The sequence below is a fragment of the Clostridium sp. C8-1-8 genome, from assembly GCF_009928445.1.
In the GTDB taxonomy this organism is placed as follows: Bacteria; Bacillota; Clostridia; order Clostridiales; family Clostridiaceae; genus Clostridium_AR.
The window spans coordinates 1-13,353 of the sequence record NZ_JAABNO010000036.1 but is presented as its reverse complement, the minus strand read 5'-3'; the positions used below and the strand labels follow the sequence as shown (position 1 = coordinate 13,353).

Sequence of the window (13,353 nt, the reverse complement as noted above, 5' to 3'; positions counted from 1 at the left end):
CAGAGCTTACTTTTAGTAGTGAACAATTATTTAAGAAACTAATACATAAGTGTAGTATAGGAGAGAAAAATGAGTAAATGGAAAAAAAAATTATTAATTCTAGGAAGTTTTATATTCTTGGCTGGTGTAATTCCAGGAATAGTTATAAGTAAATTAGCAACAAAAGGACAAAGTAATATTTTTAAAATAGTAGCTTTGATATTTTCAAGCATAGCTATGGTCTGCATTATGTGGGATATTATAAGTACAGTTATGATAAGGAAAAATCTTGGTGAAAGTAAGTTCAAGCTAGTAGCAAAGACCCAAAAAGGACTTAAGGCTATATTAATATTTTTTATAGTCCTTTTTTTCATTGAACTATTCATTAGCGTTTTTTCTGAAGATATTAGTAGTTTACCATTATGTATTTTAATGCTTATGCTTGTTGCAAATCAGGCGTTTCATTTTTTAAGTGAAAATTGTATTGGAGAGAATGGAATAATCAACTGGGGGGTTTATCACAGTTGGGAGAACATTAGAAATTACAAAATCGGTGATAATTGCTTAGTAGAGTTTGATATAACAAAAAAAGGCTTAGGTATTGAATTGGAGAATACAGCTAGTTTCTACTGTGATGAAGAGCAGCAAAAGGATATTGAAGAGTTTTTAAAACTAAAGTGTAAAAGGTAATTCAATTATTATTGGAGGAGATTATATTATGAGGTTATTTCATGTAAGTGAAGAGAGTAACATTGAAGTTTTTTATCCTAGAATTCCTAGTAGAACAGATCTAGATAATAGTAAGGGGTTAGTGTGGGCAATAAATGAACAATGTCTACCTAATTTTTTAACTCCTAGAAACTGTCCTAGAGTTACATATCATAAAACAGAAAGATCCAGTGAGGAAGATGTTAAGAGATATTTTTCATCTAATACTTGTAGTCATGTAATCGCTATAGAACATAAGTGGTTTGAAGTAATGAAAAATACTACTTTATATCTTTATGAATTTGAAAGCTCTAACTTTTACCTTCAGGATGAAATAGCTGGTTACTATGTAAGTGAAGTGGAGCAGGTTCCTATACAAAAGCATGTACTAACCAATTTATTTGACGAATTAATTAAAAGGGATGTTGAGATTAGAATCATAGAAAACCTGTGGGACTTAAGAGATGATATCGTTAAGTCCACACTAAACTGGTCAATGTGTAGGATGGGATACGCCCAATTGCGCAAATAGAAAATATTTAAACATCTTTTGATATATATTCTCTAACGAAGTCAAATAATTCTAGTCCAATTTCTATGGATGGGGCCTCCCAGGTTGAAGTGTTATTACTAAAGGTTCCCTTCCAACTGAAGTATTTAGGTATTTCAAAGTGAAAACCATCCATTAATGACATAGAAAAATGATAAGGTGGCTCTATCTTTGTGTTTTCTATATTTTCTTTATTCTTAAGGGCTTCTAATACTCCAGCCTTTATTATATTGTAGGTTTCTTTATAAGAAGGTTTGTAGTTTAAATCTTTATCTTTAACCACAATTGTTGCAACATTTTTTGAAAGTTCTTTAGCTTCCTTCATGGAAGCTTTGCAACCTATGTTAGCTAGGTATTTAGTATCATAAAAGCTTAACACCGAAAAACCTATCTCAGCAATATGCATTCCGTTCAAAAGTATTTCTTTTATTGGTGGACTTTGAATAGTGTGTGGGAAAAAAGCGCTTTTTTCATCATTTCTTGAATGCTGTCCTATTGTTATTAGTCCGAAGGGCTGTGAAGCAGCCTGTCCTCTTATTCTTCTCCAATAAAAACATCTATCGGGAGTATCGAATAATCTTGCATTGGCTGGTAATCTATCTAGTAATATATTATGTTCTGGATTACCTGCAAAATGTCCATCATATATCAATATTTCATCAATTCCAAATTCATTAGCAGCCTCGCATACTGCTAGAGTATCTGAAGTGAGACATTCTCTTCCGTAACCTCTCCACTGATCACTGCCGTGAAGCATAGCCAGACGGTTTTCTTCAAAAATACCTGAGGCACCCTCCATGTCCAATATTAGAATGAGTTGTTTATTCATTTTTATCACCTCTTGAAAGATAAATATAGTTTAGAGAAAAATTCTTATTATAGCTAAATAAAGAAATAATATGATTCTATTAATATCTCTTTATAACAGAAATATGTATGAACCTTACATAGAAAGTCTACAATACAATTTATAGATAATCTGAGTTAATATGTAAAATATATCTGTAATTATATCATATTTATAGAAAAGTTTTTATAAGTTAAAGAGACTATAGTATGATTTTATATATAGTGTTCTAAATAATTTCTTAAATATTAGAGTTATTAGTTTTCTAAGGGACGTATAAAGTCAATAGCTTGTAAAATATTGAATTCAGTATGTTAAAAGGGTATAATGCTTTTATAAATTAGGTAATATTCAACAATACTTTTAAACATTGTGTTGAATTAAGATATTCATATGCTTACATAAAGGTATAAGCACATATAAGTTGATTACTTAGAAAATTTAAGGAGATATTTGATATGAGTTTTAAAGAAGATATTTTTTCCTATGTTCCTAAAAATGAACAAGAGGTACAAGATAAAAAGGTAATAATTGATTATATAGAACAATTTCCTGACAATATATTACTCAGAGATAATAAATTTGCGCACATAACAAGCTCAGGTTTTATAATGAATAAAGAATTTAGTAAAGTTTTAATGATTCACCATAATATAAGAAATACATGGGCTTGGACTGGTGGGCACGCTGATGGTGATGGTGATCTATTACATGTAGCAATAAAAGAAGCAAAAGAAGAGACTGGAATAAATAGTGTATTTGCTTTATCAAGTGAAATTGCCTCACTGGATATATTACCGGTTTATGGACATGTAAAAAAGGGTAACTATGTTAGCGGACATCTTCATCTTTCGGTTGCCTATATACTTATAGCAGATGAAAAGGAGAACTTAATTATAAAAGAAGATGAGAACAGCGGAGTAGAGTGGTTCTCTATAGAAAAGTTTACAAAAAAATTTTTCGATGAAAAAGATGTTTATCTATACAACAAGCTAATTATGGCGGCAAAGAGAATGGCCAATAAATCTGGCTTAGTATAAAAGTAGATTCATTCTATTCTTTTTACTATCTGAGGGTAATAATAGTTTTCTGATTTAATTTGTAAATATTAAACACATATTTAAATGAATATTGAATATAATAAATAACTAGTATAATTTGAAGGTTTTTCTTACTAGTTAGAAGTATTTACAAGGAGTGGAAATGAGAAGACCAAAGAAAAAATATTTATTCTTTTTACCTATAGCAATTGTTCTTGTAGTAATTTATTATTTTACAATTACTGTGGATATGTCAGATAGTGATGCAGCAAAAGAAGGAATTAAAAATTTTATAAATAAAAATTCTCAAGATGATCAAGTGAAAATTTTAAGTTCTATTGAATTAGGCAGTAAAAGGTATGTGCTAGCTGAAATGGATAATAGATTGTTTTTACTACGGATGGATTTTAAAACATTTAACAGATATAGAATTAGGGCTGCAGATAGTTATTTTGGAAGCGAAAAGGCTAAAGTAGTAGAAGAGGATAACAAAAAGTATCTTATTTATTATGGAAAGATAGATAATCCTAGAATTACTAAAGTAGTAGTAAAGATAGATTATATACCATATAAGGTAACACTTAAAGGAAATAGAAATGCAATAGGATATTGTGTGGTTGATAATTCTCTTTCAATAGGAGATGTGATAGCAACTTATGATTATTATGATGATAATGACAACCTTGTATATAAAGGATCTTCTTTATAAACAGTTTAAAAATCTCTTATTAGAAATTATGTTGGCTTTCAAAATAGAATTCCATTTGAATTTGTGAATTTTGAAAAAGTAAATAAAAAAATAATAATAATTTTAGGCAGATTGGTAAATATTAATATACATAATAATATTAATTTATATTTATGAAAGATACATAAGACATCTGTAATGATAGGTTAATTCAAATGAGGAAGATTCTAAAGTACTTTATTGAATTTGGGTGGTTAGTAAGGGATGATTTAGTATAAATTATCAGTATTTTATAAATAACCTGAAAAAGGCTATATTTAAATAAAGCTAAGTTTTGGGAGATGAAGTTATGAGTAATATAGTATTTATAATATTTCTTTTGGTTCAATTGGCATTTTTAATATCAATTTTAGCAGCTTTAAAATCTGCCTTAGATCCCAGTAATAATACTATTTTAGGAGTGACCTTACCAAAGGATAAGATGAATTATAATAGTGTACAGCTGATAGAACTTTCGTATAACAAGAATATAAACTCTCTAGCTGTGGTTTCAACGGTGTTATTTGTTCCAGAATTGCTTCTTAAGATAGATTTTCAAGGATATCCATCACTTGTAATTACTTATTTCTTTGCTTGGATAGCATTCATTTTAATTGCCTCAAGAAGAGTTGTATATTCGGCCAATAAAAAACTGAAGATTTTAAAACAAGATAACAATTGGATTGCTGATAACAAATTAAATGAAGCTAATGTATCAGAACAAATAAAGGAAAGTGATAAAAGAGAACATACTTATAGTGATGAAGATGATTTGTGGCCAAATGGCATAGATTACAATAATCCTAATGATGTTAGCATTATAGTGCCAAAGAGAGTTGGTAATGGAAAGACTCTTAACTTAGGCAATAAAATAGGAAGAGCAATTGGCTTAACCTCTTTAGCCTTAGCGATATTATCTGTTACTGGATTATCTATATTTTTTCTAATTACAGATTTTTATACCCCATCTATAAGTATTGATGGAGATAAAATAGAGGTAAGCGATCTTGCTTATAGTACTGTTTTTAACTCAACAGATATAAAAGATATAAAACTGATTGAGACTGTTCCTATAGAGAGCAAGATAGACGGGGCATTAACTTCAAGTTATGCAAGAGGAGAGTTTAATGTAAATTCTTATGGTACAGGAAAGTTATTCATATTCAAAAAGAAATCTCCGTATATACTTATAAAGCTTAAAGATTCTTATATCATTTATAATGAAAGTGACACGATTAAAACTAATAATATCTATGACAAACTGAAGGCTCAAATTAAATAGTTTATTTAAATATTGTAGCATAGCTCTAATTATATTGAATTTGTCTATTTCGATATGATTAGAGTTTTCTATTTTAAAGTTTAGGAAAGCTCACTGGAAAAGTCGCGGCAGAAATTCGCTGTAGATACTTTCTTATTGGAATATTTAAAAGGGCTAAAGGGAATTTTAATTTTGTATGGGCATATTAATGCTAAGTTTTTGTTTTTTTAGGAAATTATATTTTAGTAAAGTTGCGGATGAGTATGGTTGTAATGCCTTAATGTGTATGAAGACTAAAGAATAAAAAAGAGAAATTAACAAGTATGACAGAATAGCTTCATATATTTTGAGAAAAGGCAGATGTGAAAAAGTTCGCTAACAAATTATATGTATACAAAGGAGGAAGATAATATGTCAGCAACAGTAGAAGTGCCAGTAATATCTCTAATTCAAGGAGGAAATCCTACTCAGAAATGTATCGATTTATGTGTAAAGTGCTCACAAATTTGTCAAGAATGCTTTAGTATGTGTCTTCAAGAAGCAGATGTGGAAGCTAGAGGAACATGTATTAAAACTCTTCAAGATTGCGCTGAAATATGTTCTACAGCAGCCTGTCTTATGGCAAGAGGAAGCGGGTTTTCAAAGGAAATTTGTCAGCTATGTGCTTCAGTTTGTCAAGAATGTCAAAATGAATGCAGAGAGTTTAAGGATGAACATTGTCAAGTTTGTGCTCATGTTTGTAGTGAATGTGCAGCTGAATGTACAAACATGATTAATATGTAAATCTAATAAAAGTAAGATTTAGATTGCTGTAGGTTTCTTTACTACAGCAATTTTTGTCCTATTAACCTAAGCTTGAATACTTCTACAATCTATACTTGTCTGAAGTTATTTTTTATTAAACTTAGAAGAAATTTAGAGTATAATTATATAAAAATACCATGAATTGGAGAGGTTTTTATGGAAGATAGACTAAGATATAGACTGATTACAGGAAAAGATGATTCTAGCTTTTGCAAAAGGATTTCTGAATTGCTTAATGAAGGGTACAAGTTATACGGATCACCTTCTTGTACTTTTAATGGAACTGATGTTATAGTAGCACAAGCAGTAATTCTTGAAGAGGATAATAAAAAATAATCATAGCTTTAATTTATAGGGAACCTATATGAAAACTTAATTTATACTTGTTATAAAATCCCGGCTTCTGGGGATTTTATGGCATGTATAAATTAATAGTTGAAGTTGGTTCCCTATAATAGTAAGAAAATAGATTATAGTATTAAGCTTAGGTTTTATTAAGAAAGAAAGGAGCTGATAATATGAAAAATGAGCATATTGAGGTGGAAGAGAATGTATTTGGAGAAAAACTTTATGGAGTAGAATATACCGATAGAATTGGTGTATATGGCATAACTTTTAATAAAGAAGGTAAGGTTGGAACAATAAAAAAGATAGATAAGTACTTCCTGCCCGGTGGAGGTTTGGAAGTAAATGAAGATTATGAACAGTGCGTTAAGCGAGAATTCATTGAAGAAACAGGTTACGAGATAAGTATAAAAAGTTATATCGGAGAAGCTATCCTTTATCATGAATCTAGAACAAAAAGAAAGCTTAAGGGTATAGGTCATTTCTATATAGTAGATTTGCTGAACTTTACTGATAAAAAAGTTGAAGAAGATCATGAATTAATTTGGCTTGATCCAGAAGAATGTATAAAAATGCTTTTGCTTGAATATCATAGCTGGGCAGTAAGACAGGCTGTAAGCTTAGAATTTGAAAATAGAATATAAAGCTGTAATATTAAAGCTAAAATCTATTAGAAGGCTCCTAATACTTTTGTAAGGAAAAATTTAAGTGAGTTTAGATATATTTATTAATTAATAAGCAGAGGGAAGAGTTAAAAAGTTCCCTCTGCAAATTCTAATTGTATCGAAGGTTTACCACCATGTATTACATTGTTGTAAAATGGAAATCTATGAGTTTCTATTCCTTTTAAGGTTCCGTCTTTTTCTATACCATTGATGCTCTGCTTACTATATTGATTCCAAGATATTATTTGGTATCCTAAACCATAATAAACAGTGGTACCGCCGTCCTTATAGATATCTTTCTTAAGTATAAACACAGGGGTATTTCCCTTGTCTATTTCTGACTTATCGATAAAAAAAGAAATTTCATTTATAGCTATTAAGAAGCATATGAAAGATAAAATAAATATTGAGATTTTTTTTAGTTTCACCATAGTGTCACCCCTAATTTTATTTTTAAATCCTTCTTAGTAGAAATTTAAATTTAATGTTAATACATTATGACTTATGTAACTTTTAACAAATTACAACGTATACATTATATTTTTTATTATAAATGATTTTAAAGAAAAGATGATTACAATAATATTAAAAATGATGTAAAATTAAGTTATTAAAGTATATTAATGTTATAATGTTATGTATTAGGGGATGGATAAATGAATAAAAATGCAAAAAATAAAGAAGATATTAAACTTAATAGGTATTTTAGGATAAATCTAGGTATAGCAATTATTATAGCAAGTCCCTTATTAGGAGTTTTATTAGAGTATATTATAAATTTAGTTGTGGTTGATTTAGTTTCTAATAATATGTCTACAACAGTATTGTTAGCTACTTCAATTTTAGCAGTCTTAATAGTAGGAATTCTTCAAGTTGTAATTGGGATTACTGAAAAGTAATGCATAAGAATAATTAAACAAAGTGAGTCAACATATGTTTAAAATTATAATTAGTTTAGTGATAATAGGACTTGGTTTCCTGATTATATTTATCTCTCTTTATCATACTGACTTTATGATTTATAGAGATAATGAAGAAGATAAAAGCATTAAATATATTTACGTACAAACTATATCAGATTTATCTTCAGGATTGCTGTTTATAATATTAGGCTTACTATCTCTATTTGATATACTAGATGGAGAAGAAGTAGGTCTTATAAGTACTGTTTTAGTGCTGATAAACAGGATTTCTGAAATGATAATTAATAGTAAGTATAATAAGTGAATTTAGCTCATTAGTTGAGTTTAAGGCATATAACCTACATATATGAAAGGAAGAAAATCAATGTTTTTCAGTTTAGAGTTAGGGCTTGATAAAATACATATAGAAAAGTTTAAGGTAATTCAAAGAGAGGCAATAAGAGCTGTGATTATAGAGGAGAAAAGAGTTTTATTAGTTGGCAATAATAAGGGAGATTATAAGTTTCCAGGTGGTGGAGCTAATAAAGGAGAAAGTCATGAGGAAACGTTAACCAGAGAGGTACTAGAAGAGACCGGGTATATCCTCTCTTATGTTAAAGATAAAATTGGAATTATTACAGAAAGAAATTATGATATATATGATAAAAGCAGCATTTTTCAAATGACCTCACATTATTATCTTTGCAAAATAGAGGATAAGAAGTTGGAGCAAAAGTTGGATACTTACGAAGCTGAACTGGAATTTAGACCAGAATTTGTTGATATTGACTATGCTATAGCGGCAAATGAAGAGCTTTTAGAAAAGAATCTAGATATAAATCCATGGGTATCAAGAGAAACTATGGCTTTAAAAGAAATAAGAGATAAGTTTTTACTTTAGCACTGTAAGGTACATGGGTAATAAAAGATTGTTTATACAGTAAGAAGGAAGGTAAAAAATAATGAAAATACTAATAACTGGAGCAGGTGGACAAGTGGGCTCAGAGGTAGTAAAAGCGTTTGAGAAAGGGGCTACGGAACTAGGGAACATATCTTATGAACTGAAAGAAGCTGAGGTGTTTGGATTCAATTCCAGGGAGTTAGATATAACCAATATGAAGCAAGTAATGGACAAATTAGCGTTAATAAATCCAGATGTTGTAATAAACGCCGCAGCATTTACAAATGTTGATGCTGCTGAGGAAAAATATGATCAGGCCTTTAAAGTTAATGCATTAGGTCCAAGAAACTTAGCTATTGCTTGTGAAAGAATTTCTGCTAAGCTAGTACATATATCCACTGACTATGTTTTCAGTGGAGAAGGAAATAAACCCTTTAAGGAGTACGATACAGCTTTACCAAAGAGCGAATATGGTAAAAGTAAGAAAATGGGTGATGACTTTGTAAAAGAACTCTGTTCTAAGTATTTCATAATAAGACCAGCTTGGGTGTATGGGTATAATGGCAAAAACTTTGTATATACAATATTAAATCTAGCTATGAATAATGATGAAATAAAAGTAGTAAAAGACCAAAGAGGTAATCCAACTAATGTGCAGGATATAGTACACCATATTTTAAAGCTTTTAGTCACTGAAAATTATGGGATATATAATTGTGCAGGACATGGTGAATGCTCCTGGTATGAGTTTGCTTGTAAGATAGTGGAGTTTAGTAAAATTAATTGTAAGGTTATACCATGCACTTCAGAGGAGTATAAGAGTAAAGTGAAAAGACCAACTTATTCGTCTCTTGATAACTGTAATCTTAGACTTACAGTAGGAGATGAAATGAGGCATTATGAAGAGGCTCTAAAGGTATTTATAAATAATATAATTTAGTACATGCAGAGCTACCATTTCGTAATAAAGTTTGAATTTAAGGATTTATTAAAGTATCCTGTTGAAATTAAGTGGTCAGTTCTCAGATGTTTAGATGAGCTTGTGCAAAAAATCATTTAATTATAATTGCTTGTTCATATAGCATCTTCTTCATAACCACTTAATTTCAAGAATACCCTTAAACATCACCAGCAATCTTAGCTTTTCCTTAAAATTATCGTTATATCGATAACGAGTAATAATATTACTAATGCTAAAAGGTGTAACTTTTCAGCATAGCTATTTGATAGCAGACTAAAAAGGTAAAAGCTTTTTGTATATTGGCCCTTAGTGGAAAACTCAAAGGCATAATAACTAAAGGAAAGGAGATAGCCTGCAGCAACATTATTGGTTAGTAGAGTTGTTGTGAGGCCGATTAAGCCTAGTGTTAAGCAAGTTACTAGTATAGATAGGGTGAATTCTAATTGGGGAAAGTCAGCGTCTTGTACTCTAGCTATGGTAGTTACAAAGATTATTAAAATCAGATTAAATAAAACAATGAAAATTAAGCGAGTTAAAAAGGCATAGATATAGGGGATTCTTTTTATAAATGTAACCTCATAAGTACTATCTACTTCATCTAAGCTGCTTAAATAAGGAAACAATATAATACCGGTTATGGATATGAAGAGTTCGCTTATTTTAGCCATACTAAAAAGATCTATTAATTTAAAACTAAAGATAAAAGGCAGAAATAAAATGAAGACTAGAGCTGCAGCAATATTTAGATTTAAACTTATCTTAATGTTGTATTTTATGAAGCTTAAAGAGCTTTTTAAGGCTACCATCATTTGCACCTCTCTTCATAGAATGAACTAATATATTAAGGGAGACCACTACTAAGCATAATATTAAGTAAAAAATTCTATTTATTTCTATGGCTTTAGCATAGGATATATATTCATCGTAACGCCCCAGTGAATTAAATCTAATAATAGGCTTTAATAAGCTATAGTCTCCAATTAGGGGTAATAATGAATTTATCCATATTACAAATTGTAATATTATAGCAACAATACCGTTGTTAAAAATAGCTGAAAGCAGCATAGCTAGTGCATTACTAAAGCATACGGTAGGTAGTATCCAAACAAAGGTGTATTTATAATAGGAGAGATAATCTATAGGATAATTATTTAAAGATGATATCTTAATAGTTATAAAGGTTGAGTAAGAAGCCAGTATAAGGTAGCCTAAGAAAACGCATATGCACATAGCAATATACTTTGACATAATGTATGTGGCAGAGGAAACTGAACGGCTATAGATCACCTCATAAGCTTTTGTTCTTTTGTCTCTAGTTAGAATAAAGGCAGATAAGAATACTGTAAAAAGTCCTGCAGTTATTCCCATATAATCCGAGAAAAGTCTAGCAGAAGCATTAGAGAATTTGTCTATATTCACTGTTTTGTTGTACCTATCTAGAGCTTCTTCATATGTCATAGGTCTTTTGGATAACATACTTCTATGTTCATCACCAAAATCTGTTGAGCCACCTAACTGTTTATCTAAATGTCTAACAATATTCAAGTATTCCTCATAAGAAACCACTATGTTTAGCTTGCCTTCCTGTTCTCCATTGGGAGATATAGCTTTTATTGCTTTACTTATATTTTCCTTATCTGAGTCTGAAAGAACAATCATCTTATTAATAAACTTACCATATCTTAAAACAGAACCTACATTGAGATTTAGATTTAGCTGCTTATATACTGCTTTAATTTCATCTTCCTTATTTGTAGTAGGTGCACTTCCATAATAACTTTGTCCAGGTACTGGCTTTTTAAAGTCTGTTAGTGACGGCAAAAATTGAGATACGTAAAATAGGGTAATAACTGCTAGGAAAAGATAAAAAGTAATGCTTTTTAATTGATATTTAATTTCTTTAATAACTAGGGATATAAGCATATAATCACACCTCCTTTACAAGCTTCATATATGCATCTTCTACGGAAGGTTTAAGGCAGATTGAGCTTTCGGTAGGCTTGCAATCTGATAAAATTCTTACTTTTATATTGTCACCTTCAGATACTGTAGAGATAATATTATGCTTCCTTCGTAATGCTTCCAATTCATTTCGATCTACTGTTGTACTCCAAATGCTACCGTCTGCTTTTTTTAATAAATCGCTAACTTTTCCTTGATACAATACGGATCCATCTTTTAGTATTGCTAAGTTTTCGCAGGTAAACTCGATATCCTCAACTATATGAGTAGACAGAATGACAATTCTATCTACGGCAAAGTCACATAAGAGATTTCTAAAACGTATTCTTTCTTCAGGATCTAATCCTGCTGTAGGTTCATCGACAATTATAATCTTTGGATCGTGAAGCAATGCTTGAGCGATTCCAAGTCTACGCTTCATACCGCCGGAAAGTGCTTTGAATTTTACTTTCATATGTTTATCAAGGTTTACAGCTTTTAGGAGTTCATTTATCCTTGCATGTCTAAACTTTCGGTCCTTTATTCCAGAAAGTATAGCTAAGTAGTCCATAGCTTCATATACGCTCATGGATGGATAGATAGAGAAGTCCTGAGGAAGATAGCCAACAAGAGAGCGAATTTTTGTTTTTTCTCCTATATCAATATTATCAATAGCTATTGAACCATCACTCTTTTTAATTAAAGTAGTCAGAATTCTCATAAGAGTGGTCTTTCCAGCACCGTTTGGACCAAGAAGCCCAAACATACCTTGATGTATCTCCAAATCTATACTTTTTAAAGCATGCTTAGAACCATATTTTTTAGATAAGTTTTTTATCTCTATTTTCATTTATAATCCTCCTTAAATTGCTAGAGGTTTGCAGGTATTCATAAAATATACTTGCACTTAGTAAGTATATGCCAGTTAGTATTAATGGAAATAGTGCAAGTTTTGTTAAAATCAGCAAAGGTATAAAAATAAAAGGCATTGGAATAGAAATAATTAGAACTAATCTAACAGTTTCTTTAAACTGCAGTTTTCTATTTTCCTTTATAAAATCTTGTTCTCTTTTTTCATATTCAAGAACACGGACTTTTTTCCATACACCATTTATAAAATCTTTGTCAATTTTATTTATTTCGTCCATAGCTATACCTCACCTTCAAGCAATAATTTTAATTTTTTTCGAGCTCTATAGATTAATATTTTTATTTGGCCTAGATTTTTATCCATAATCTTAGCAGCTTCCTCATAACTAAAACCTTCGTATTCAATTAAGTAAATTATTCTTTGATAATCTTCTTTTAATAAATTAATCTTTCCTTTAACTAAATTGGTTGTTTCCTTTGAAATTATCGCTTCCTCCACATCAAAGGATGATATGGTATCAACATCTTCGTTTAGTGGTAAAAAAGTTTTTTTTCTTAAAAAATCAATACTTTTATTTTTAATTATTGTAAATAGATAGGTCTTAAAGGAGTACTTTTCTTTGTAATTATCAATATTTACGTAAATATATGCAAAGCTTTCTTGAGCAATATCTTCTGCAATAAAGGAATCTCTTGTGTACTTAAATGCAAAAGCTATAGCATTTGTTCGGTACTTTTTTATTAACAATTCAAAGCTTTCATTATTGCCGGCTTTAAAGCTTTGAATCAAGTCTATATGTAAATGTCAACGTCAAAATGTTGAAAAGTTCCAACATGAAAATGCATAATTAT

At 29.9% G+C, this 13,353-nt stretch carries 18 protein-coding genes; 12 read left to right on the top strand and 6 right to left on the bottom strand.

Annotated elements, in window-relative coordinates:
• Positions 1–69 precede the first annotated feature (69 nt).
• Positions 70–669, top strand: coding sequence for a DUF986 family protein (locus tag GXK57_RS23270; RefSeq protein ID WP_160680406.1), 600 nt, complete (start codon positions 70–72; stop codon positions 667–669).
• A 28-nt stretch (positions 670–697) separates the two neighbouring features.
• On the top strand, positions 698–1,219 hold the full coding sequence (locus GXK57_RS23265) for a DUF6886 family protein (RefSeq protein WP_160680405.1): 522 nt from the start codon (positions 698–700) through the stop codon (positions 1,217–1,219).
• A gap of 7 nt (positions 1,220–1,226) precedes the next feature.
• Here GXK57_RS23265 and GXK57_RS23260 read toward each other — a convergent pair whose 3' ends face one another.
• Positions 1,227–2,066 (bottom strand): M55 family metallopeptidase, encoded by an 840-nt coding sequence (locus GXK57_RS23260; protein WP_160680404.1) that lies wholly within the window; start codon positions 2,064–2,066, stop codon positions 1,227–1,229.
• 476 nt (positions 2,067–2,542) lie between these two features.
• Here GXK57_RS23260 and GXK57_RS23255 point away from each other — a divergent pair, with 476 nt between their 5' ends.
• The 6 genes from GXK57_RS23255 (at position 2,543) to GXK57_RS23230 (ending at position 6,905) form a co-directional block, all read left to right on the top strand.
• A complete protein-coding gene (locus GXK57_RS23255) occupies positions 2,543–3,124 on the top strand; it encodes an NUDIX hydrolase (RefSeq protein WP_160680403.1) in 582 nt (193 codons plus the stop codon).
• 163 nt (positions 3,125–3,287) lie between these two features.
• Positions 3,288–3,833 (top strand): hypothetical protein, encoded by a 546-nt coding sequence (locus GXK57_RS23250; protein ID WP_160680402.1) that lies wholly within the window; start codon positions 3,288–3,290, stop codon positions 3,831–3,833.
• 328 nt (positions 3,834–4,161) lie between these two features.
• Positions 4,162–5,133, top strand: a complete 972-nt coding sequence (locus GXK57_RS23245; RefSeq protein ID WP_160680401.1) for a DUF5808 domain-containing protein — start codon at positions 4,162–4,164, stop codon at positions 5,131–5,133.
• A gap of 390 nt (positions 5,134–5,523) precedes the next feature.
• Positions 5,524–5,895, top strand: a complete 372-nt coding sequence (locus tag GXK57_RS23240; protein WP_160680400.1) for a four-helix bundle copper-binding protein — start codon at positions 5,524–5,526, stop codon at positions 5,893–5,895.
• A 177-nt stretch (positions 5,896–6,072) separates the two neighbouring features.
• Positions 6,073–6,252, top strand: a complete 180-nt coding sequence (locus tag GXK57_RS23235) for a DUF1737 domain-containing protein (RefSeq protein WP_160680399.1) — start codon at positions 6,073–6,075, stop codon at positions 6,250–6,252.
• 182 nt (positions 6,253–6,434) lie between these two features.
• Positions 6,435–6,905: an NUDIX domain-containing protein gene (locus GXK57_RS23230; RefSeq protein ID WP_160680398.1), complete on the top strand. Its 471-nt coding sequence runs from the start codon at positions 6,435–6,437 to the stop codon at positions 6,903–6,905.
• 107 nt (positions 6,906–7,012) lie between these two features.
• On the opposite strand, the gene GXK57_RS23225 is transcribed toward GXK57_RS23230, so the two are convergent.
• Entirely contained in the window at positions 7,013–7,357 is a 345-nt protein-coding gene (locus GXK57_RS23225) for a hypothetical protein (protein WP_160680397.1), read from the bottom strand.
• A 225-nt stretch (positions 7,358–7,582) separates the two neighbouring features.
• On the opposite strand from GXK57_RS23225, the gene GXK57_RS23220 reads away from it, so the two are divergent.
• From GXK57_RS23220 to rfbD, 4 genes are all read left to right on the top strand, one after another.
• Entirely contained in the window at positions 7,583–7,825 is a 243-nt protein-coding gene (locus GXK57_RS23220; protein WP_160680396.1) for a hypothetical protein, read from the top strand.
• A 34-nt stretch (positions 7,826–7,859) separates the two neighbouring features.
• Positions 7,860–8,153, top strand: a complete 294-nt coding sequence (locus tag GXK57_RS23215; protein WP_160680395.1) for a hypothetical protein — start codon at positions 7,860–7,862, stop codon at positions 8,151–8,153.
• A 60-nt stretch (positions 8,154–8,213) separates the two neighbouring features.
• Positions 8,214–8,729 carry an NUDIX domain-containing protein gene (locus GXK57_RS23210; RefSeq protein WP_160680394.1) on the top strand — a complete coding sequence of 172 codons (516 nt, stop codon included), beginning with the start codon at positions 8,214–8,216 and terminating at the stop codon, positions 8,727–8,729.
• Between the two features lie 61 nt (positions 8,730–8,790).
• The gene (gene rfbD / locus GXK57_RS23205) at positions 8,791–9,669 is read left to right on the top strand and encodes a dTDP-4-dehydrorhamnose reductase (RefSeq protein WP_160680393.1); all 879 of its coding nucleotides are present in this window, start codon (positions 8,791–8,793) and stop codon (positions 9,667–9,669) included.
• A gap of 780 nt (positions 9,670–10,449) precedes the next feature.
• Here rfbD and GXK57_RS23200 read toward each other — a convergent pair.
• Genes GXK57_RS23200 through GXK57_RS23185 form a run of 4 tightly spaced genes read right to left on the bottom strand, consistent with a single transcriptional unit; the run spans position 10,450 to position 13,249 of the window.
• On the bottom strand, positions 10,450–11,613 hold the full coding sequence (locus GXK57_RS23200; protein WP_160680392.1) for an ABC transporter permease subunit: 1,164 nt from the start codon (positions 11,611–11,613) through the stop codon (positions 10,450–10,452).
• 4 nt (positions 11,614–11,617) lie between these two features.
• Complete coding sequence (locus tag GXK57_RS23195; RefSeq protein WP_160680391.1) at positions 11,618–12,481, bottom strand: ABC transporter ATP-binding protein; 864 nt, start codon at positions 12,479–12,481, stop codon at positions 11,618–11,620.
• Positions 12,453–12,779: a hypothetical protein gene (locus tag GXK57_RS23190; RefSeq protein ID WP_160680390.1), complete on the bottom strand. Its 327-nt coding sequence runs from the start codon at positions 12,777–12,779 to the stop codon at positions 12,453–12,455. The genes GXK57_RS23195 and GXK57_RS23190 overlap by 29 nt, the downstream gene beginning before the upstream one ends.
• Positions 12,780–12,781: 2 nt before the next feature.
• Entirely contained in the window at positions 12,782–13,249 is a 468-nt protein-coding gene (locus tag GXK57_RS23185) for an RNA polymerase sigma factor (protein WP_160680389.1), read from the bottom strand.
• Positions 13,250–13,353 lie beyond the last annotated feature (104 nt).

Excerpts from the sequence above, each read along its gene's own strand:
- GXK57_RS23270 (WP_160680406.1), top strand. The coding sequence starts at position 70 with ATGAGTAAATGGAAAAAAAAATTATTAATTCTAGGAAGTTTTATATTC.
- GXK57_RS23265 (WP_160680405.1), top strand. The coding sequence starts at position 698 with ATGAGGTTATTTCATGTAAGTGAAGAGAGTAACATTGAAGTTTTTTAT.
- GXK57_RS23260 (WP_160680404.1), bottom strand. The coding sequence starts at position 2,066 with ATGAATAAACAACTCATTCTAATATTGGACATGGAGGGTGCCTCAGGT.
- GXK57_RS23255 (WP_160680403.1), top strand. The coding sequence starts at position 2,543 with ATGAGTTTTAAAGAAGATATTTTTTCCTATGTTCCTAAAAATGAACAA.
- GXK57_RS23250 (WP_160680402.1), top strand. The coding sequence starts at position 3,288 with ATGAGAAGACCAAAGAAAAAATATTTATTCTTTTTACCTATAGCAATT.
- GXK57_RS23245 (WP_160680401.1), top strand. The coding sequence starts at position 4,162 with ATGAGTAATATAGTATTTATAATATTTCTTTTGGTTCAATTGGCATTT.
- GXK57_RS23240 (WP_160680400.1), top strand. The coding sequence starts at position 5,524 with ATGTCAGCAACAGTAGAAGTGCCAGTAATATCTCTAATTCAAGGAGGA.
- GXK57_RS23235 (WP_160680399.1), top strand. The coding sequence starts at position 6,073 with ATGGAAGATAGACTAAGATATAGACTGATTACAGGAAAAGATGATTCT.
- GXK57_RS23230 (WP_160680398.1), top strand. The coding sequence starts at position 6,435 with ATGAAAAATGAGCATATTGAGGTGGAAGAGAATGTATTTGGAGAAAAA.
- GXK57_RS23225 (WP_160680397.1), bottom strand. The coding sequence starts at position 7,357 with ATGGTGAAACTAAAAAAAATCTCAATATTTATTTTATCTTTCATATGC.
- GXK57_RS23220 (WP_160680396.1), top strand. The coding sequence starts at position 7,583 with ATGAATAAAAATGCAAAAAATAAAGAAGATATTAAACTTAATAGGTAT.
- GXK57_RS23215 (WP_160680395.1), top strand. The coding sequence starts at position 7,860 with ATGTTTAAAATTATAATTAGTTTAGTGATAATAGGACTTGGTTTCCTG.
- GXK57_RS23210 (WP_160680394.1), top strand. The coding sequence starts at position 8,214 with ATGTTTTTCAGTTTAGAGTTAGGGCTTGATAAAATACATATAGAAAAG.
- rfbD (WP_160680393.1), top strand. The coding sequence starts at position 8,791 with ATGAAAATACTAATAACTGGAGCAGGTGGACAAGTGGGCTCAGAGGTA.
- GXK57_RS23200 (WP_160680392.1), bottom strand. The coding sequence starts at position 11,613 with ATGCTTATATCCCTAGTTATTAAAGAAATTAAATATCAATTAAAAAGC.
- GXK57_RS23195 (WP_160680391.1), bottom strand. The coding sequence starts at position 12,481 with ATGAAAATAGAGATAAAAAACTTATCTAAAAAATATGGTTCTAAGCAT.
- GXK57_RS23190 (WP_160680390.1), bottom strand. The coding sequence starts at position 12,779 with ATGGACGAAATAAATAAAATTGACAAAGATTTTATAAATGGTGTATGG.